At 68.1% G+C, this 18416-nt stretch carries 16 protein-coding genes; 5 read left to right on the top strand and 11 right to left on the bottom strand.

Features of this window, described 5'->3' with window-relative positions; genetic code table 11:
* Nucleotides 1-16: 16 nt before the first annotated feature.
* The 3 genes from ACFC14_RS11165 to ACFC14_RS11175 are packed head-to-tail and all read right to left on the bottom strand — an operon-like array spanning nucleotide 17 to nucleotide 4359.
* The gene (locus tag ACFC14_RS11165; RefSeq protein WP_376104247.1) at nucleotides 17-1408 is read right to left on the bottom strand and encodes a hypothetical protein; all 1392 of its coding nucleotides are present in this window, start codon (nucleotides 1406-1408) and stop codon (nucleotides 17-19) included.
* Nucleotides 1405-2871, bottom strand: coding sequence for a S10 family peptidase (locus ACFC14_RS11170; protein ID WP_376104250.1), 1467 nt, complete (start codon nucleotides 2869-2871; stop codon nucleotides 1405-1407). The genes ACFC14_RS11165 and ACFC14_RS11170 overlap by 4 nt, the downstream gene beginning before the upstream one ends.
* A 45-nt stretch (nucleotides 2872-2916) precedes the next feature.
* A complete protein-coding gene (locus tag ACFC14_RS11175; RefSeq protein ID WP_376104252.1) occupies nucleotides 2917-4359 on the bottom strand; it encodes a helix-turn-helix domain-containing protein in 1443 nt (480 codons plus the stop codon).
* A gap of 112 nt (nucleotides 4360-4471) precedes the next feature.
* Here ACFC14_RS11175 and ACFC14_RS11180 point away from each other — a divergent pair, with 112 nt between their 5' ends.
* On the top strand, nucleotides 4472-6334 hold the full coding sequence (locus ACFC14_RS11180; protein ID WP_376104255.1) for a phosphoenolpyruvate carboxykinase (GTP): 1863 nt from the start codon (nucleotides 4472-4474) through the stop codon (nucleotides 6332-6334).
* A gap of 241 nt (nucleotides 6335-6575) precedes the next feature.
* Here ACFC14_RS11180 and ACFC14_RS11185 read toward each other — a convergent pair whose 3' ends face one another.
* Both ACFC14_RS11185 and ACFC14_RS11190 read right to left on the bottom strand, forming a co-directional pair.
* Nucleotides 6576-8462, bottom strand: a complete 1887-nt coding sequence (locus ACFC14_RS11185) for an ABC transporter ATP-binding protein (protein ID WP_376104258.1) — start codon at nucleotides 8460-8462, stop codon at nucleotides 6576-6578.
* Nucleotides 8463-8559: 97 nt separating this feature from the next.
* Entirely contained in the window at nucleotides 8560-8766 is a 207-nt protein-coding gene (locus tag ACFC14_RS11190) for an AsnC family protein (protein WP_376104260.1), read from the bottom strand.
* A 127-nt stretch (nucleotides 8767-8893) separates the two neighbouring features.
* Here ACFC14_RS11190 and ACFC14_RS11195 point away from each other — a divergent pair, with 127 nt between their 5' ends.
* Together ACFC14_RS11195 and ACFC14_RS11200 are read left to right on the top strand one after the other, a co-directional pair.
* Entirely contained in the window at nucleotides 8894-9145 is a 252-nt protein-coding gene (locus ACFC14_RS11195; RefSeq protein WP_376104262.1) for an antitoxin, read from the top strand.
* Nucleotides 9142-9519 carry a type II toxin-antitoxin system VapC family toxin gene (locus tag ACFC14_RS11200; RefSeq protein ID WP_376104265.1) on the top strand — a complete coding sequence of 126 codons (378 nt, stop codon included), beginning with the start codon at nucleotides 9142-9144 and terminating at the stop codon, nucleotides 9517-9519. Before ACFC14_RS11195 ends, ACFC14_RS11200 begins: the two co-directional genes overlap by 4 nt.
* Nucleotides 9520-9598: 79 nt before the next feature.
* On the opposite strand, the gene ACFC14_RS11205 is transcribed toward ACFC14_RS11200, so the two are convergent.
* Nucleotides 9599-11059 carry an MFS transporter gene (locus ACFC14_RS11205; RefSeq protein ID WP_376104268.1) on the bottom strand — a complete coding sequence of 487 codons (1461 nt, stop codon included), beginning with the start codon at nucleotides 11057-11059 and terminating at the stop codon, nucleotides 9599-9601.
* 144 nt (nucleotides 11060-11203) lie between these two features.
* Between ACFC14_RS11205 and ACFC14_RS11210 the strand changes: the two genes are divergently transcribed.
* A complete protein-coding gene (locus tag ACFC14_RS11210; protein WP_376104271.1) occupies nucleotides 11204-11698 on the top strand; it encodes a metallophosphoesterase family protein in 495 nt (164 codons plus the stop codon).
* A gap of 39 nt (nucleotides 11699-11737) precedes the next feature.
* Here ACFC14_RS11210 and ACFC14_RS11215 read toward each other — a convergent pair whose 3' ends face one another.
* From ACFC14_RS11215 to ACFC14_RS11230, 4 genes are all read right to left on the bottom strand, one after another.
* Nucleotides 11738-13486, bottom strand: a complete 1749-nt coding sequence (locus tag ACFC14_RS11215; protein ID WP_376104274.1) for a beta-galactosidase family protein — start codon at nucleotides 13484-13486, stop codon at nucleotides 11738-11740.
* 65 nt (nucleotides 13487-13551) lie between these two features.
* Complete coding sequence (locus ACFC14_RS11220) at nucleotides 13552-14907, bottom strand: ABC transporter substrate-binding protein (protein WP_376104277.1); 1356 nt, start codon at nucleotides 14905-14907, stop codon at nucleotides 13552-13554.
* 65 nt (nucleotides 14908-14972) lie between these two features.
* The gene (locus tag ACFC14_RS11225) at nucleotides 14973-15818 is read right to left on the bottom strand and encodes a carbohydrate ABC transporter permease (RefSeq protein ID WP_376107168.1); all 846 of its coding nucleotides are present in this window, start codon (nucleotides 15816-15818) and stop codon (nucleotides 14973-14975) included.
* A 46-nt stretch (nucleotides 15819-15864) separates the two neighbouring features.
* Nucleotides 15865-16782: a carbohydrate ABC transporter permease gene (locus ACFC14_RS11230; protein ID WP_376104280.1), complete on the bottom strand. Its 918-nt coding sequence runs from the start codon at nucleotides 16780-16782 to the stop codon at nucleotides 15865-15867.
* 159 nt (nucleotides 16783-16941) lie between these two features.
* On the opposite strand from ACFC14_RS11230, the gene ACFC14_RS11235 reads away from it, so the two are divergent.
* Nucleotides 16942-17928, top strand: coding sequence for a LacI family DNA-binding transcriptional regulator (locus ACFC14_RS11235; RefSeq protein WP_376104282.1), 987 nt, complete (start codon nucleotides 16942-16944; stop codon nucleotides 17926-17928).
* A gap of 21 nt (nucleotides 17929-17949) precedes the next feature.
* On the opposite strand, the gene ACFC14_RS11240 is transcribed toward ACFC14_RS11235, so the two are convergent.
* Nucleotides 17950-18303 (bottom strand): Fe-S protein, encoded by a 354-nt coding sequence (locus ACFC14_RS11240; protein ID WP_376104284.1) that lies wholly within the window; start codon nucleotides 18301-18303, stop codon nucleotides 17950-17952.
* Nucleotides 18304-18416: the final 113 nt, after the last annotated feature.

Here is an 18416-nt window from a genome sequence, read left to right on the forward strand (position 1 = left end):
GCACGGGTCGCGTCGCTCAGCGGGTGAGGAACGCGCGGAGATCGGCGTTCAGGCGCACCGCGACCTCGGGGTCGCTGTACATCATGTGCCCGGCGCGGTACTCGTGCATCTCGGTGCGCTCGCGCGGCAGGCCCCAGTGCCGCAGCAGGTGGTCGGCCGCGCCGACCGTGGTGAGCGAGTCGTACACGCCGGTGCCGATGAACAGGCGCCCGCGCGGTGTCTGCTTCATCCAGCGCGACAACCTCGCCGGGTACGGGTAGGTGTGGAACGGGGAGGGGCGCCCGTAGGCGACGAACTCCGGCCCGCCCTGCTCCTCCCACTCCCAGTCGCGGCCCGCCTCGGGGTCGACCACGCGATACGGCTGCTCGGGGGCGGCGCCGAAGACGCGGCGCAGCAGCTGCTGCAGCCCCGCCACGTACCGCGGGGAGAGCGCCACATCGGCGGGGTCGTACTCGATCTCCCCGGTGCGGCGGTCGGCCGCCGGCGCGGAGTACCGGCTGTCGGTCACCCCGAGCACGCGCCCCGGGAGCAGACGCGATCGGAAGTCCTGTTTGCTGACCCAGAATCGATCGTCGGCGAGCTCGTCCGCGGGAATCCCGATCATCCGCGAGAGGCGCTCCGAGATCGCGGCGCGCTCGTCGTCCGGCAGCAGGTCACCCTGCAGCATCGCCGTCGCGAGGTCGCCGCGGGCGAAGTCCAGAGCGGCGTCGATCGCCTCCTCCACCGTCGCATGCTCGCGCGAGCCGACGCCGTGGTGCCAGGCCGTCGCCGCCTTGTACGGCAGGTTGGCGAGGGCTCCGACCACGTTGCCCGGACGATCCAGCGTCTCCTGGATGTTGACGGCCTGTCCCAGCAGCACCAGCCCGTCGACGGGCGCGGTGTCCATGCTGTGCGATGAGGTGGCGAGGAATGCCGCGCGCAGGGTGCCGTAGCTTTCACCGAGGAAGTACTTCCGGGCGTTCCATCGCTGGTGCCGGTCGACCCAGTCCGAGAGGGCGGCGGCGATCGCGTCGGCGTCTCCCTCCACGGAACGGAAGGCAGACGCCTCGGCGTCATCGGTGAAGGCTCCGAATCCGGTGCCCGGTGCATCGAGGAACACCAGGTCGACGACGTCGAGGATCGTCGACGGGCTCTCCTCCACGCCGTAGGGAGGATGCCCGGCATCGGCGAGGTCGACGGGGACCTGTGCGCGCATCGGCCCGATCCCGCTCAGGTGCAGATACAGCGAGGACACTCCCGGACCGCCGTTGGTGAGGAACAGCACGGGGCGATCCGGCCCGTCCACCGTGTAGCTGAAGGCGGACAGAGTGCCCTGCGCGGAGCCGTCCGAGCGCCGCAGCGGGAGCTCCTCGAGGCGTGCGGTGTAGGCCAGGTCGCCGATCCGACCCGCGGCCTCGAGCTCGATCATCCGTGCGTCGTCGCGTTGCGGTAGAAGTCGTCGAGGTCGCTCTTCATGCGCTCCACCGCCCGTTCGTCCACGAAGGTCATGTGGCCCGACTCGTAGAACGTGAAGCGGATGTTCTCGCGCAGGCTGGGCGCCAGATACAGGTGTGCGACGTCGACCTCGGGCCCGAAGAAGGGGGTGGCCAGGTCGTAGAAGCCGCCCATCACGTAGACCTTCAGGTTCGGGTTGCGGCGTACGGCGGCGGAGAGGTCGAGAGAGACGTCCGGCACCAGCTGCGGGGCATCCACGCCCGGTGCCTTGTGCTTCCAGTCCCAGGCGCGGGAGATGGGCATGTTGTGCAGGTGGCGGTAGTGCAGGTCGCTGGTGAAGCCGATGTCGTCCACGAGGTGGGCGCGGTACGTCGAGAGGTGCGCACTGTTGACTCCTGCCGTGGCGGCGTCGTCGGTGGCCGGGTCGTGCGAGCCGTTGCCGACGACGTACTGGTGCTCGGCGGTGAAGCGGGTGTCGAAGCGGCCGATCACGCGTCCTTCGTCGGCGAGCAGCGCGTAGCGGTACTGCTCCATTCCGATGCGGAAGTGGTGCTTCTTCAGGTAGTCGGCGTCGAGCCCGATGAGGGCGCTCATGCGCTCGGCGACGGCCTCTTCGAGGTCGGCGGGCAGCAGATCGCCGCGCAGCAGCGCCTCCGCGAACGCGCCCTGTGCGAACTCGCGCGCCTCCACCAGGAGCGGCTCGAGCTCGGTGTGTGCGGTGCGAGCCTTGCCGTGGTACCAGGCGGTCGCCGCGTACGAGGGGAGCAGATTGATGTACTCGCGCGGGCCGCCCAGGTTGCTCTCGCCCCAGTTCAGCACGGTCGACAGGAGCACGACGCCGTTGAAGTCGAGGCCCTGGTTCTGCAGCCGGTGCACCAGCGCTGCGGCGCGCGTGGTGCCGTAGGACTCGCCGAACAGGAAGCGCGGCGCGTTCCAGTTGTTCGTGATCGTGAGCCACCGCGTGATCGCCTTCGCGAAGGCGTCGACGTCCTGGTCGACGCCCCAGAGCTCGGCCGGGGTCGCGTCGCCGAGGAGACGCGAGTATCCGGTGCCGGGCGCATCGATGAACACGAGGTCCGAGGCGCTGAGCAGCGTGTAGGGGTTGTCGCCGCTCGTGTACGGGGCAGGCGGCGTGGCAAGGGGAGTGTTCGTGGGGGTGCGCTTGGGGCCGAAGCCGCCGATGTTGAGCCAGAGACTCGCCGAGCCGGGCCCGCCGTTGAAGAGGAAGGTCACGGGGCGTGCGGGGGCGCCGTCTTCGCGATCGGCGACGTACGAGGTGTAGAAGACGCTCGCGAGGGGGCGGTGCTCGTCGTCGCGGACGATCACGGTGCCCGCCCCAGCGGTGTAGTCGAGCGAGCGACCGCCGACGACGATCCGGTGGCGCCGCGAGGTGAAGGTCTCCGCGTCAGGTGCGTCTGCGGGGGTCGGCTCGGTCACAGGTCTCCCTCGGGAAAATGAATGAGTGAATTGAATATATCTTAATCACTCGCTCGCGTGCCGCCCGAGGAAGTTGTAGACCTCGTTGTCATCGACGCCGGGGAACGCGCCGCGGGGGAGAGGCGAGAACATGTGCGTGTGCACGCGCGCGCTCGGCCACGCCTTGCCGTTCCAGCGCTCGGTGAGTTCGGCGGACGGCCGCCGGCAGCACGACTCGTCGGGGCAGGTGGACACCGCGCGATCGCTGGTCTCGCGGCCGCGCCACCAGCGCGCGTCGTCGAAGGGGACGCCGACCGTGATGGAGAACTCCCCGTCGGTGGACGCCCCGGTCTGCGTCGAGCACCAGAACGTGCCGGAGGGGGTGTCGGTGTACTGGTGATGCTCCGTGGTGCGGTTCTGCTGCGTGAACGCGGCGCGCGCCTGGAACTTGCGGCACACCCGCTGTCCCTCCACTGCGCCGGTGACGTCCATGGGCAGCGGCAGGTCGTCGTTCTCGTAGACGCGGGTGATCGCGCCCGTGGCGTCCACGCGGAGGAAGTGCAGAGACATCCCGAGGTGCTGCGTGAGCAGGTTCGTCATGCGCATGCCCGCACCTTCGTGCGTCACGCCGAATGCGTCGCGGAAGTCCTCGACCGCGAGGTTGCGATCTTTCTTGGCCTGCTGCAGGAACGCGACGGCGGCGGTCTCCGGCATCAGGCAGCACGCGGCGAAGTAGTTGATCTCGAGTCGCTGCTGCAAGAAGTCGGCGTAGTCGGTCGGGGGCGTGTGCCCCAGGTAGCGGTGTGCCATTGCCTGCAGTGCCATCGAGCGCAGGCCGTGCCCGCCGGGGATCGACGCCGGCGGAAGGTAGATCCGCCCGTTCTCGAGGTCGGTGACCGATCGGGTGGAATGCGGCAGGTCGTTGACGTAGATCAGTTCGAAGCCGAGCTTCTCGGCCATGATGCTGACCGTGCGGTGGGTGAGCGCGCCCTGCACGTGACCGGCGGCCTTCAGATGCTTCTCCGCGAGCTTCTCGATCTCGGGGAGGTAGTTGTTCTGCGCGCGCATGCGCAGCCGCATCTCGGTGTTCGCGCGCCGCGCCTCCTCCGGGGTGGCGATGGCTTCGCGCTCGCGGCGCTGCAGTTCGCGGTGCAGTCCGAGGACCGACTCGATCGTCTCGTCGCTCATGCCCTTGGTCACGCGCACCGGCGCGACACCGAGCTGACGGAAGACGGGACTCTCCTGTGCGCGCTCGAGCTCGATCTCGAGGGCGGCGCGACGGTTCGGCGGCTCACCCGAGATGAGGTCGGTCACCTCGGTGCTCGTGGCGTGCGCGATCGCCTGCAGCAGCGACAGCTTGGGTTCGCGCTTGCCGTTCTCGATCAGGCTCAGCTGCGACCCGGCGACGCCGACGAGCGCGCCGAGCTCGTCGAGGGTGAACCCCTTCTCCTGCCGGTGGTGTCGGATGCGGTGACCGAGAGTCGTGAGGTGAATGCCGGAGGACGCCATTCCTTGAGTGTAGCGAAAGAATCGCGGTTCTTATCGCCTGATTTGTCCGAAAGTCCGGCCGGAAGCGGAAGAAGATAGGTGCAACGCCCCACAGTTCAAAGGAGCACACGTCATGGCCTTCGCCGAAGTCTTCACCCCCCGCACGTCTCCCGTCGCACCGACGCGTACGTTCGGCGCGGCTCCGACGTATGACACCCCCGCCATGGCCGAGCTGGCCGCGTGGGTCGAGGAGATCCGCGCGCTCACCCAGCCCGACTCCGTGCACTGGGTCGACGGTTCCCGCGCCGAGAACGACTGGCTGCTGCGCGGCCTGGTCGACGAGGGCAAGCTCATCAAGCTCAACCCCGAGTGGCGTCCCGGCTCTTACCTCGCCCGTTCGCACCCCAGCGACGTGGCCCGCACCGAGGGACGCACCTTCATCGCCTCAGAGCGCGAAGAGGATGCCGGCCCCACGAACAACTGGGCGGACCCCGCCGAGATGCACACCAAGATGGACCAGATCTTCGAGGGTTCGATGCGCGGGCGCACGATGTACGTCGTGCCGTTCTCGATGGGACGCGTCGGCGGCCCGCTCTCGCACATCGGCGTGCAGATCACCGACAGCGCCTACGCGGTCGCCTCGATCGGCATCATGACCCGCGTCGGCGACGCCGTCACGCGTCAGATCGCCGAGGGTGCGCCCTGGGTCAAGACGGTGCACACGGTCGGCGCCCCTCTCGGCCCGGGCGAGCAGGATGCCGAGTGGCCCTGCAACGACGACAAGTACATCGTCCACTTCCCGGAGACGCTGGAGGTCTACTCCTACGGTTCGGGCTACGGCGGCAACGCGATCCTCGCCAAGAAGTGCTTCGCGCTGCGCATCGCCTCGGTCATCGCCCGTGACGAGGGGTGGCTCGCCGAGCACATGCTGCTCATCCGCGTGATCGACCCGCAGGGCAAGGCGTACCACGTCGCTGCCGCGTTCCCCTCGGCGTGCGGCAAGACGAACCTCGCCATGCTCCGTCCCACGATCCCGGGGTGGAAGGTCGAGACCCTCGGCGACGACATCGCCTGGATCCGCCCGGGCGAAGACGGTCGCCTGTGGGCGATCAACCCTGAGGCCGGCTTCTTCGGTGTCGCCCCCGGCACCGGCGAGTCGACCAACGTCACCGCAGTCGAGACGCTGTGGGGGAACACGATCTTCACGAACGTCGCGCTCCGCCCGGACGGCGACGTGTGGTGGGAGGGTCTGACCGACGAGGCTCCCGCGAACCTGGTCGACTGGGAGGGCAATGACTGGACGCCCGACTCCGGTCGTCCGGCCGCGCACCCCAACTCCCGCTTCACGGTGTCGGCGGCGCAGTGCCCGCAGATCTCCGACGACTGGGAAGAGGCCGTGCCGCTCGATGTCATCCTGTTCGGCGGGCGCCGCGCCAGCAACGTCCCGCTCGTGGTCGAGGCCACCGACTGGACGCACGGCGTCTTCCTCGGCTCGAACATCTCGTCGGAGCGCACGGCAGCAGCCGAGGGCACGGTCGGTGAGCTCCGCCGCGACCCGTTCGCGATGCTCCCGTTCTGCGGCTATAACATGGCCGACTACTTCGGTCACTGGCTGAAGGTCGGTCGTGGTCTGCGCTTCGACCGGGCGCCGCGCATCTTCCAGGTGAACTGGTTCCGCCGCGGCGACGACGGCCGGTTCCTGTGGCCCGGCTTCGGCGACAACTCGCGTGTCGTCGACTGGATCATCCGCCGCATCTCCGGCGACGTCCCGGCGGTCGACAGCCCGATCGGACGCCTGCCGCGCGTGGAGGACCTCAACCTCGACGGGCTCGACATCCCCGCCGCCGACCTCGACGAGCTGTTCGCCGTCGATGCCGAGGCGTGGCAGACCGAGGCCGACCTGACCGAGGAGTTCTACGACACCTTCGGCGACAGGGTTCCGGCGGCGCTGCGCGCCGAGCTGGCCTCGCTGCGCTACCGCCTCGCGAAGGCGTAACCCCCAGACCGGTGCCGGTTCGGGGGAGCCGGCACCTTCAGGGCCTCGTGCCCTGCAAACCCGCGAAGGCGGGACATCAGAGACGAACCCATGGCTGAGTGGTCTCCGACGTCCCGCCTTCGTGTTGCGTGTGCTCCGCCCCATCGCCGAGACCCCGCTTTGTCGCCGAGACCCCGGCTTGCTGTCGTCAGCAGGCCGGGGTCTCGGCGTGAACCCGGGGTCTCGGCGGGAACGGCGTGCGTCAGGTGAGCAGCTGGTGGCGGGCGAGGTCGCGATAGAGCGGCGTCGTCTCGACGAGCTCGGCATGCGTGCCCTGACCGACCACGACGCCGTCCTGCAGCACCACGATCAGATCGCTGTCGACGACGGTCGAAAGACGGTGCGCGATCACGATGAGCGTGCGGTCGGTCGAGACGGCATCGATGGCCTCGCGCATCCGCTGCTCGTTCACACCGTCGAGCGATGACGTCGACTCGTCGAGCAGCAGGATCGGGGCGTCGGTGAGCAGGGCGCGGGCGATCGCGAGGCGCTGACGCTCACCGCCGGAGAGCATCACTCCGTCCTCGCCGACGGGTGCCTCGATGCCGAGCGGGTTGCGCTCGAGCACGTCGCCGAGGTTCACGGCACGCAGCACGCGCTCGCAGTCGGCGTCGGAGGCTTCTGGGGAGGCAAGACGCAGGTTCTCGGCGAGTGTGCCGGCGAGGGTCGGTGCGTCCTGCTCGACGTATCCGAAATTGGCGCGCAGGTCGTCGCGCGGATAGGTGCGCGCATCGTGACCGTGCAGGCGGATCGATCCGCCGGTCGGGTCGTAGAAGCGCTCGATGAGCGAGAGGATCGTGCTCTTGCCCGCACCGCTGGGGCCGACGAGAGCGACGCGGGAGCCGTGCGGCACGGCGAACGAGACTCCGCGGAGCACCTCGTGGTCCTGCACCGTCGGGGCCGCGTCCTCGGCGGATTCCAGATGCGCGTCGGCGAGCAGGTTCCGTGCTTCCTTGGCCGCGGCCTGGCGGGCTGCCACGACGTTCGCGGGGTAGTGGAAGCGCACGTCGCGGAACTCGATGGCCGGTGCTCCGGGTGCTGCGTCCTCGCGAGGCAGCGCCGCGGCGATCTTCTCGTCGTCCTGTGACTCCGTCGGCAGGTCGAGCACCTCCTGGATGCGCCCGAGCGCGCCGAGCGCCTGGTTCACCGAGGTGATGGCGCCGAAGGTCGTGGCGAGCGGCATCACGAGCAGGAACAGGAACATGATGAACGAGATCAGCGACGCGATGGTGATCGCGCCGGCGGCCACCCGGAACCCGCCGACGCCGAGGACCACCAGCAGCGACAGCTGCAGCGCGATGCCGGAGACGGGCACGACCATCGAGGAGATCTTGGCGATGCGCACGCCGATGCCGTACGCGTCGGAGGCGAGCTGCGACACCGCGGCAGTCTCGCGCTCGGTGGCGCCCGAGGCGCGGATGGTGCGGATCGAGCCGACCGCGCGCTCCACGCCGGAGGCGAGCTCGCCGACCTTCTCCTGCTGGGCGGTCGACGCGGTGCGGATGCGGCCGCTGAGCAGCACGACGACCGTGACGGAGATGCCGATCACGACGACGATGAGCAGCAGCAGGATCGGGTCGATCACGAGCATCGCGATCAGCGCGCCGAGGAACAGCACGGCGCTGCCGACGGCATCCGCGAGGCCCTGCGTGAGCACGGCGTAGAGGAGAGTCGTGTCGGTGCCGACGCGCGAGACGAGGTCGCCGGTGCGGCGGGCGTCGAACTCGGAGGTCGGGAGGTGCAGGATGCGGGCGATCAGCTTGCGGCGGCTCGAGTGCACGACCGCGGTGCCGGTGCGCTGGAGCAGGTAGTGCTGGAAACCGGAGATGACGGACGACACGATCACGAAGCCGACCAGCAGCCACACGAGGATTCCGATGCCGGTGTCGGACTGCACCGCCTCGATGACCTGGCCCACGAGCAACGGCTGCACCAGTGAGGTGGCGGCACCGACGACGCTGAGCACAGCGACCGCGATGAGGGTGCGCTTGTGTTCGAAGAGGAAGGGGAGGAGCTGGCGGAAGGTGGCGCGCGGGCCTTCGGGCTGTGCGCCACGTCCGCGGCGGCGTGCTGTCGCCGAACCGGACATGCGGGACCTCGATCTGGAGATGGTACTTCGACCGTACTTCGTGCGCGGTCGAATCCTATGTGCGGGCTGTAAGGGGTGTGCGGTGCCGGGGTCGGCGTCAGGAGCGACCGAACCGCCGGTGCGCGGCCTGCTTGCTCACGCCGAGCGCGCTCGCGATCGCCTGCCAGGAGTACCCGAGGTTCCTGGCGCGGCGCACGTTCGCCTCTTCGGCGCGGGCGATTTCCTTGCGCGTCTCTGCGAGCCTGTGCAGCGCGGCCAGCGGCTCGCTGCCATCGTCCTGTGCGATCGCGGTCGGTAGCGTCATGATGGACCTCCTGCGTCAATACTTGTTGACTTCTGCAGGGAAGTCAATTTCTGTTGACGCTGCGAGTTATCCACAAACGCCTCTTTCGCGCATGTGCAGCGCATGCGATCCTGGAAGAGTGGGTCGGATGCTGCAGGTACGAAATCTCCCGGACGATGTTCATTCACGCCTCAAGGAACGCGCAGCCGCGGAGCGAATGTCGCTGTCCGACTATGTCGCCCGCGAACTCGCGGACCTCGTGCAATACCGGACGAACGCGGAGATCATCGCGGCTGCGCGCGAACGGTCGGCGGAGCAGGGAGGCGCGCTCACGCGCAGGCAGATCCTCGCGGCGCGTGACGCGGCTCGTGCCGACAGAGACGATGCGCTCGCTCCGTGACCACCGCGGTCGTGCTCGATGCCTCCGCGGCGATCGATGCGCTGTTGGGCACAAGTGAGTGGGTGCACGGTGACGACTTCCACGCGCACGCCGGACTCGACATCGAGGTGCTGTCGGTGCTGCGGCGGCAGACGCTCCACGAGCGTCTGCCCGCCCACCGTGCACGGGAGGCGCTCGACCTCTTCGGTGAGCTGCAGATCACGCGGCACCCGCTGCGTCGACTGATACCGCGGATCTGGATGCTGCGAGACGATGTCACCGCCTACGACGCCGGGTATGTCGCTCTTGCCGAGGCCCTCGGTATTCCGCTGCTCACGCTCGACCGGAAGCTCGCGAAAACGGCGGCGCGCTACTGCGAGGTCATCGTCCTCTGACCGGTGTCGCGGCCGCGTACTGATCTGAGTCCTGCGGGAGCGGCAGCCTGCCGATGCAGGAGGCTGCCGCTCTCCGTGATCAGAGTTCGACGGCGGCGGCGACCCCGAGGTCGTCGTCGTAGTCGTGGTCCTTCGTCTCCGGGGAGAGGAGCAGTGCGATGAAGGTCAGCACACCCATCGCGGACAGGTAGAGGCCCACCAGCCACGGCGCGCCGTCGCCGAGCGCCCACAGCCAGAGTGCGATCAGCGGTGCCACAGCCGCGCCGAGGATCGACGACACGTTGTAGGCGATCGCCGACCCCGTGTACCGCACGTTCGTCGGGAACAGTTCGGGGAGCAGGGCGCCCATCGGGCCGAACGTCGCTCCCATCAGCATGAACCCGAACACGAGGAACGCCTGGGCGAGTGCACCGGTGAACTTCGGGTCGACGGCGGGGAGCAGGAACGTGTTGAACGTGAAGCCGAACACGATGATGGCGCCGGTGACCCAGAGCAGCAGCTTCCGGCGTCCGACAGCGTCGGCGATCGGGCCGGAGAGCAGCGTGAAGATGCCGAAGAACACCACGCCGATGATCTGCATCAGCACGAAGTCGGTGTAGCCGAAGCCGAGGCCGGGATAGAACTGCGCGGCGAACTTGGTCGGGTCGAACGGGGCGCCCGTCGCTTCGGCTGCGGCCTTCGCGGCGGCCGAAGCGGTCTCGAGCGACGCGGGCTTGGTGCCGTAGGCGAGCGTGAAGTTCGTCATCAGATAGAAGAGCACGTACGTCGCCAGCATGATGAACGTGCCGAGGATGAGCTGCTTCCAGTGGTGACGGAACACGGTCGCGAGCGGGAGCTTGCGGATCACGCCCTTCGTCTCGGCCTTCTTGAACGTGTCGGACTCGACGAGCTTGAGTCGCACCCACAGGCCGATGATGACCATGACAGCCGAGAACAGGAACGGGATACGCCAGCCCCAGGAGAGGAACGCCTCGGACTTGAGGACCGGGTTCTCGGCGTGCGGCAGCAGCCAGTTGATCGAGAGGAAGAGGAAGTTGGCGATGATGAAGCCGAGCGGTGCGCCCAGCTGCGGGAAGGTGCCGTACCAGGCGCGCTTGCCCTTCGGGGCGTTCTCGGTGGCGACCAGTGCCGCCCCCGACCACTCGCCACCGAGTGCGAATCCCTGGGCGAGACGCAGGATGAGCAGCAGGAGCGCCGCCCACCAGCCGATGTCCTGATAGGTGGGGAGCAGGCCGATCACGAAGGTCGCGATACCCATCGTCAGCAGCGATGCCACCAGGGTGGCCTTGCGACCGAACTTGTCGCCGAAGTGACCGAACACGACGGCGCCGATGGGACGAGCGACCATCGCGGCGCCGAAGACCGCGAACGACGAGAGGAGCGAGGTGGTGTCGTCCCCGGTCGGGAAGAACAGCACCGGGAAGACGAGCACGGCTGCTGTCGCATACGCGTAGAAGTCGTAGAACTCGATCGTCGTCCCGACCAGGCTCGCCGTGATGACGCGCGAGCGCGGGTTCGCGGGCGCAGTGGCAGTACTCATGAGGCTCCTCCGTTCAGCCCCTTGGTATACCGGGGACTCGGTGAGTTTACGCCTACCTGAGTGTTGGCTGTGTACGCGTTTCGCGTGTCATCCGGCGAGCGACGCCGTTGCATAGAGTCGGAGGCGGCGAAAGGCGGGGGAACGATGACGACGAGGATGCTGCTTCTGGCCGACACGCACGTGCCGAAACGGGCACGGCGTCTGCCCGACGCGGTGCTGCAGGCGGTCGACGAGGCCGACGTGGTCGTGCACGCGGGCGACTGGGTCGACGAGGCCACGCTCGATCTGCTCGCGGCGCGGTCGCGGGTGCTGCACGGCGTGTACGGCAACAATGACGGGCCCGAGCTGCGCGCGCGGCTGCCCGAGGTCGCCCGGTTCACGGCCGAGGGTGTCGAGATCTCGGTCGTTCACGAGACGGGGGAGTCCCGCAAGCGCGAGGAGCGGATGGACCAGGCGTACCCGGGCATCGACCTCCTGGTCTTCGGGCACTCCCACATCCCGTGGGACACCGTGTCGCCCTCGGGCATGCGGCTGCTCAACCCCGGGTCGCCCACGGACCGCCGTCGGCAGCCGGCGTGCACCATGATGTGGGCCGAGGTGGACGGACGCCGGATGGACGCGACGCTGGTGCCGCTGTGAATCATCCGCCTGTCTAGCGCGCTCCGATGCGCTCCTGCGTCACTCCTCCGTGACGCCGAGTGCCGGTGCGTCGATGAAACGGGCGGCGGGCGTCAGAATCTGCTCGAGCTCGAGCACGACGAGCCGGTTGCCGCCGGGGCGTGTCGCAGGAGCCGGCACGTAGAGCGTGCGCTGCGGCTCGTTGCGCCAGTAGCGGCCGAGGAAGAAGCCGTTGACGAACGCATAGCCCTTGCTCCATGAGGCGGTGTCGAGAAAGAGGTCGCTCGCGGTGTCGAGGTCGAACTCGGCCGTCCAGGCGGTGGGGCCACCGGGCACCTCGCCGCTCGCCGATTCCGAAATGAGCGCGTCGGTGATGGCGTCGGCGATGGCGGTGATGTCGAGCGGTGTCGAGCGCCACCCGGTCACGGCAACGCCGTCGAGAGTGATCTCGCCGATCAGCCCCTTCTCCTCGCCGAGCCGGTGGTCGTAGTTCACCCGGCCCTGGTCCTCGACCAGGATGCTGAGGGTGCGGCCGTCCGGAATGCGGAGCGCACGGTCGTGTCGCGTGCGGGAGAGGGTGCCGACGGCCACACCGTCGACGCTGACCCAGGCGAGGTCGCGCACCTCGTCGATGAGGAGGAGGCCGCCGTTCCTGTCCGGAAGGTCTACGTCGTACCGCACCAGGGCGCTCAGATGTCCGAGGGCGTCGAAGGTCTGCGGCTGGGCCGCGACCGCACCGGATCCGGCGGCATCCGTCCACGCCCCGGCGGGGGAGAGCGGGACGTCGAAGGCGGGCGCGGTGCTCGCGGGTGCAGGCAGGTCGTCCGGCACCGGGGCGTACTTCGCGATCACCTCTCGGAAGGCGAAGAACTTCTCCGTGGGGTTGCCGGCCTCGTCGAGCGGCGCGTCGTAGTCGTAGGACGTCACGAGCGGCAGGTAGCGGCCCTTGTCGTTCGCGCCGTTACTGAGACCGAAGTTCGTTCCGCCGTGGAACATGTAGATGTTGACCGAAGCCCCGGCCGCGAGGAGGGCATCGAGATCGGCTGCCGCAGCGGCGACATCCGTCGTATGGTGCACTCCGCCCCACCAGTCGAACCAGCCGTCCCAGAACTCCGAGCACATCAGGGGCCCGGTCGGCTGATGACGGCGCAGGGTGGCGAGCCGTTCCGCGCTGCGGGATCCGAAGGAGCCGGTCTTGTGCAGCTCGGGAAGACTGCCGTCGCTCAGCATCTGATCGACGGGTTGATCCACGGTCGTCAGAGGCACCGTGATGCCGGCGTCCCGTGTGACGGCGACCAGGGCTTCGAGGTAGGCCTCGTCCGAGCCGTACGCGCCGTACTCGTTCTCGATCTGCACGAGCACGACGGGGCCGCCCCGGTCGATCTGGCGCGGCGCGACGATGTCGTACACGCGTCGCAGGTAGGCGCTCACCTCGGCGAGGAACTCGGGTGCGGACGAACGCAGATCACCCATGCTCCCCGTCAGCCACACCGGCAGCCCGCCGTTGTGCCACTCGGCGCAGATGTAGGGTCCGGGGCGCACGATCGCGTCCAGGCCCTCGGCGTGCACGAGGTCGAGGAAGAGTCCGAGGTCGTTCCATCCGGTCGCATCCCACTCGCCGCGCCGGGGCTCATGCGCGTTCCAGGCGACATACGTCTCGATCGTGTTCAGGCCCATCAGTCGTGCCTTGCGGATGCGGTCCTGCCACAGGTCCGGGTGCACGCGGAAGTAGTGGATGGCGCCGGAGATCACCTGATGCGGCTGACCGTCGCGGAGGAAGTCGGTGTCGCCGAGAGAGAACGTGGTCACGTGTGGGAGTGCTTTCGATCGAGGGGCTGAGCCGGCCCCGCCCGGAGCCGGCTCAGCCGCGGGTGTTACTTGTTGACGGTGAAGCCCTGCGCGTTGCCGTACTCGACCAGCGCGTCCTGCCAGGCTGTGAGGCCCTCGTTCAGGTCGGTGCCGTTCTGGTACGACTGGCCCACGGTGTCGCCGAAGATGCTGTTCGCGTACACCTGGTAGGGCAGGTAGCTCCAGTCCTCGACCACCTCGTCGGCTGCGGTCGCGAGGACCTCATTGATCTTCTGTCCGCCGAAGTACTCGGGGGCATCGGAGAGGAACTCCTCGCTGGAGAGCTCGGCGGTCGTCGACGGGAAGCCGCCGGACTCGAGGAAGATCGAGATGCTCTCCTCCGAGTTGTTCAGCCACCACAGGAAGCCGGCCGCGAGCTCCGGGTTCTTGCTCTGCGACGTGACGGCCTGGCCGCCGCCACCGTTCTCGGCGCTCGCCGGGGTGCCGTCATAGGTCGGCATCGGCGCGACGCGCCAGTCGCCGGCGCCGTCCGGGGCGCCGGTGATGAGGTTGCCGGGCATCCAGGCGCCGATCACGAGGGTCGCGAGGCTGCCGTCACCGAGGCCACGGAACCACTCGTCGCTCCAGCTGCCGTAGGGCGCGACCAGGTCCTCCTCGACGAGGCGGTTCCAGTTCTCGGTCCACTTCTTCGACCCCTCGTCCTGCAGATCGATCGTGACGTCGGTGCCCGAGGTCTCGAACGGCTTGCCTCCGGCCTGCCAGATCATGGAGGTCGCGAACCCGGCGTCGCCGGTGTCGTTGGTGATGTAGGCATCCGGGTTCGCGGCGTGGATCTTCTTCGCCGCCTCGTAATACTCGTCCCAGGTGGTCGGCACCTCGACGCCCGCGGCGTCGAACACCGTCTTGTTGTAGAACAGCGCCATGGGGCCGGAGTCCTGCGGCAGGCCGTAGATCGCGTCGCCGCTGGTGACCGAGTTCCAGGTGGACGCGGTGTAGTCGTCCTCGAAGTCGGCGAAGCCGTACTTCGACAGGTCGGCGAATGCATCGGTCAGCGCGAACTGCGGGAAGGCGTAGTACTCCACCTGCACGACGTCGGGAGCGCCGGAGCCCGCCTTGATCGCGTTCTGCAGCTTGGTGTACTCCTCGTTGTTGGTGCCGGCGTTGACGAGGTTGACCTTGACGTTCGGGTATTCCTTCTGGAACGCCTCGACTTGGGCCTCGGCAGACGGTGTCCACGACCAATACGTGATCTCGCCGCCCTTCTCGAGCGCGGCCTCGACGGAGTCGAAGGAGCCGGAGCCGCCATCGGAACCGCTGCCGGCGTCGCTGCCGGTGCTGCAGCCGGCCAGCGTCAGCGCTGCCACGGTTCCTGCGGCGAGCACCGCGAGGGCGCGCCGTGCGGGTGAGGGAAGGTGCTTCATTGCTGTGTCCTTTCGGGAGGTGCGGTCCGACATCGGATCGCGAGGGGTGATGCAGGAGTGCGGGGCTACTGCTTGACGCTTCCCGCGGTGAGACCTGACTGCCAGAAGCGCTGCAGCAGCAGGAAGGCGATGACGATCGGGATGATCGTGAGGAGCGAGCCCATGATCACGAGGTTGTAGATCGGCTGCGAGCCCGCGCCGATGGCCTGCGCACTCCACTGGTTCAGGCCGACCGTGAGCGGGTACCACGCCGGATCCGAGAGCATGATCAGGGGCAGGAAATAGTTGTTCCAGGTCGCGACGACGGTGAACAGCGCGACCGTCACGATGCCGGGTGCGAGCAGACGCATCGAGATCGTGAAGAAGGTGCGGAACTCTCCTGCGCCATCGATGCGCGCGGCCTCCAACAGCTCGGTCGGCACGGACTCGGTGGCGAACACCCAGATCAGGTACAGCCCGAAGGGGCTGATGAGTGAGGGGATGATCACGGCCCAGGGGGTGTTGGTCAGGCCCAGCTCACTGAACAGCAGGAACGTCGGGACGGCGAGTGCCGTGCCGGGCACGGCCACCGCGCCGAGGACGACGGCGAACACCGCGCGCCTGCCGGGGAAGCGGAACTTCGCGAGACCGTATCCGGCCATGGTGGCGAGCAGCGTCGCACCGCCCGCGCCGACCACGACGTAGAGGAGTGTGTTGCCGAGCCAGCGGAGGAAGATGCCGTCGCGGTACGAGAACGTGGCGACGAGGTTGTCGAAGAACGCGAAGTCGTCGGCGAACCAGAGCCCGAACGAGCTGAAGAGCCCGGCCTGGGTCTTGGTCGAACTGAACAGCAGCCAGACCAGCGGGACGAGCGTGTACAGCGCGTAGACGATCATGACGATCAGCAGCGTGTTGGACTTGCGCGGATTCATCGGATCGTGGCGTCGGCGGGAGGGGCGGGCGAGGGGGAGAGCCATGTCAGCGCACCTCCGACTTCGAGCCGCGCAGCTGCACGACGTAGGCGATGACCGCGGTGATGATGCCCATGATGATGGCGATCGTGGCGGCGTAGTTGAACTGCTGTCCGGCGAACGACAGGTTGTAGGCGTACATGTTCGGCGTGAAGAACGTGGTGATCACGTTCGGAGCCAGGGGACGCAGGATGTTCGGCTCGTTGAAGAGCTGGAAGCTGCCGATGATCGAGAAGATCGTCGCGATCACGAGCGCGCCGCGCACGGACGGGATCTTGATGGAGAAGATCGTGCGCCATGCACCCGCGCCGTCGAGGGAGGCGGCCTCGTACATGTCGGTCGGGATGGTCTTCAACGACGAGTAGAAGATCAGCATGTTGTAGCCGACGAACTCCCACGTGACGATGTTGCCGATCGAGAGCAGCATCCATTCCTTGGCGAACGGCGTGATGGCGTCGACGCCGAGGAAGTCGTTGATGTTGCTCGTGAGGCCGAACTGATCGCCGTAGATGTAGCCCCACATCAGCACCGCCACGACGGCGGGCACGGCGTAGGGCAGGAAGATCAGGATGCGGAAGAACGATGCGCCGCGCAGGCGGGCGCTGTCGAGGGCGAGAGCGGCGCCGAGTGCCAGGAGCAGCATGATCGGCACCTGCACCACGAGGAAGATCAGCACGCGGCCGAACGCCTCCCAGAACTGGGGGTCGGTGAGCGCGCGGACGTAGTTGTCCAGCCCGACGAATGCGTTGCCGCCGATGAGCTTCTCCTGGAAGAAGCTCAGGTACAGCGCGTAGGCGAGCGGTGTCAGGAACACCAGGGCGAAGACGACCATGAACGGGCCGACGAAGGCCCAGCCCTTCCAGTCGCGCTTGTCGCGGCGCCGGACGCCGGGGGCACCCAGGGTTACGGGGGTTTCAGTCGTCATCGACGATTCCTTCTTACGTTCCGGGCGCATGTCGCGCCGTGTGTCAACGTCAACATATTCGATGCGCTGCTAGTGTGTCAACGTCAACATATGAGGGGATGGGTGATCGTGATCCCAGCGCAACCGACAGAGACGTCGACACGTCGTCGTGAGCCCTCGATGGAAGACGTCGCCCGTGAGGCCGGTGTCTCCGGGCAGACGGTCTCGCGCGTCGTGAACGCCAGGGGCTACGTCGGCGCCGCCACCCGCGAGCGCGTCGAAGCCGCGATGCACAGCCTCGGCTATCGCCCCAACAGTGCCGCCCGCGCGCTGAGATCAGGGCGGTTCCGCACCATCGGCGTCGTGATGTTCTCGTTCAGCTCCTACGGCAACCAGCGCACGCTCGACGCGATCGCCGTGCGCGCCGCCCAACTCGGCTATGCCCTCACCCTCATCCCCGTGGAATCGAGTGCCGGCGAGACCGTGGCCGGTGCGTTCCGGCGACTGGAGGAGCACGCGGTCGACGGCATCATCATCGTGATCGAGGCGCACCAGCTCGACGAGGCCGACATCGAGATCCCCGAGGCGCTGCCCGTGGTGTTCGTCGACTCCAACCGCGGTGAGACGCATCCGTTCGTCGACACCGACCAGGCTCAGGGGGCGCGACTGGCCACCGAGCATCTACTCGAACTCGGCCACGACACGGTGTGGCACGTCACCGGCCCCTCGCGCTCGTACTCCGCGGAACGACGTCGTGAGGCCTGGAAAGAGACCCTCGAGAAGCATGGACGGCCCGTGCCGGAGCCGCTGCAGGGAGACTGGTCGGCGGCCTCGGGATATGCGGCGGGCCTCGCACTCCGGGAGATTGACGACGTCACCGCGGTGTTCGCGGCGAACGACCAGATGGCGATCGGCGTGCTCCGCGCATTCCGTGAGGCCGGGCGCGACGTGCCCGGCGATGTCAGCCTCGTCGGATTCGACGGATTGCCGGATGCGGCGCAGCTGTGGCCGCCGCTGACGACCGTGCAGCAGCACCCGGAACGGGTCGGCGCACTCGCGGTGGACGCGCTGCTCGCCGAGCTCGACGGCACCGGCCGTCAGCCGACGCCGCTGGTGAGCACCGAGCTCGTCGTCCGGGAGAGCACGGCGGCGCCGCGGAAGCGCTGAGACTCAGCGGAAGCGGGAGGCTCAGCGCCAGATGACGGCGAGGCCCGCGTTCAGGAGCGCCAGGATGCCGATCAGCCAGAACACGGCGGGCGGCACGGTCACGCCGCGCTTCTGACGTGCGGAGCCGATGCCCAGCAGGGCGCCGATGATGAGCAGCACCACGAGCTTCACGCCGATCTTGACGTAGTTGAGCTCGTACTCGATGCCCCACGGAGCGGCCAGCGCGAGGCCGGCGACACCGGCGATGGCCAGGCCGTAGTCCATGATCTTCGTGATCTGACGCTTGCCGCCGAAGGCCTGAGCCGCCCACGCTCCGAAGAGCACGGCGAAGCCGATGAGATGGACGAACAGCACGATGTGGCGCAGAGTCTCCATGCCCTCACCGTAGGAGGTGTCGGTCGGTCTGCGCTAGCAAGGTCAGGCTGACCTGCGCCGGTGTGCGGCTGGCTCGCCTCGTCCACCTGTCGGGAGATTGCACGGATGTCGGA

It is taken from the genome of Microbacterium sp. NPDC055988 (assembly GCF_042269505.1).
In the GTDB taxonomy this organism is placed as follows: domain Bacteria; phylum Actinomycetota; class Actinomycetes; order Actinomycetales; family Microbacteriaceae; genus Microbacterium.

What these genes read in the sequence shown, in the direction of transcription:
- ACFC14_RS11165 (WP_376104247.1), bottom strand. Translation starts at nt 1,408, where the DNA reads ATGATCGAGCTCGAGGCCGCGGGTCGGATCGGCGACCTGGCCTACACC.
- ACFC14_RS11175 (WP_376104252.1), bottom strand. Translation starts at nt 4,359, where the DNA reads ATGGCGTCCTCCGGCATTCACCTCACGACTCTCGGTCACCGCATCCGA.
- ACFC14_RS11180 (WP_376104255.1), top strand. Translation starts at nt 4,472, where the DNA reads ATGGCCTTCGCCGAAGTCTTCACCCCCCGCACGTCTCCCGTCGCACCG.
- ACFC14_RS11185 (WP_376104258.1), bottom strand. Translation starts at nt 8,462, where the DNA reads ATGTCCGGTTCGGCGACAGCACGCCGCCGCGGACGTGGCGCACAGCCC.
- ACFC14_RS11190 (WP_376104260.1), bottom strand. Translation starts at nt 8,766, where the DNA reads ATGACGCTACCGACCGCGATCGCACAGGACGATGGCAGCGAGCCGCTG.
- ACFC14_RS11195 (WP_376104262.1), top strand. Translation starts at nt 8,894, where the DNA reads ATGCTGCAGGTACGAAATCTCCCGGACGATGTTCATTCACGCCTCAAG.
- ACFC14_RS11205 (WP_376104268.1), bottom strand. Translation starts at nt 11,059, where the DNA reads ATGAGTACTGCCACTGCGCCCGCGAACCCGCGCTCGCGCGTCATCACG.
- ACFC14_RS11210 (WP_376104271.1), top strand. Translation starts at nt 11,204, where the DNA reads ATGACGACGAGGATGCTGCTTCTGGCCGACACGCACGTGCCGAAACGG.
- ACFC14_RS11220 (WP_376104277.1), bottom strand. Translation starts at nt 14,907, where the DNA reads ATGAAGCACCTTCCCTCACCCGCACGGCGCGCCCTCGCGGTGCTCGCC.
- ACFC14_RS11225 (WP_376107168.1), bottom strand. Translation starts at nt 15,818, where the DNA reads ATGAATCCGCGCAAGTCCAACACGCTGCTGATCGTCATGATCGTCTAC.
- ACFC14_RS11230 (WP_376104280.1), bottom strand. Translation starts at nt 16,782, where the DNA reads ATGACGACTGAAACCCCCGTAACCCTGGGTGCCCCCGGCGTCCGGCGC.
- ACFC14_RS11235 (WP_376104282.1), top strand. Translation starts at nt 16,942, where the DNA reads ATGGAAGACGTCGCCCGTGAGGCCGGTGTCTCCGGGCAGACGGTCTCG.
- ACFC14_RS11240 (WP_376104284.1), bottom strand. Translation starts at nt 18,303, where the DNA reads ATGGAGACTCTGCGCCACATCGTGCTGTTCGTCCATCTCATCGGCTTC.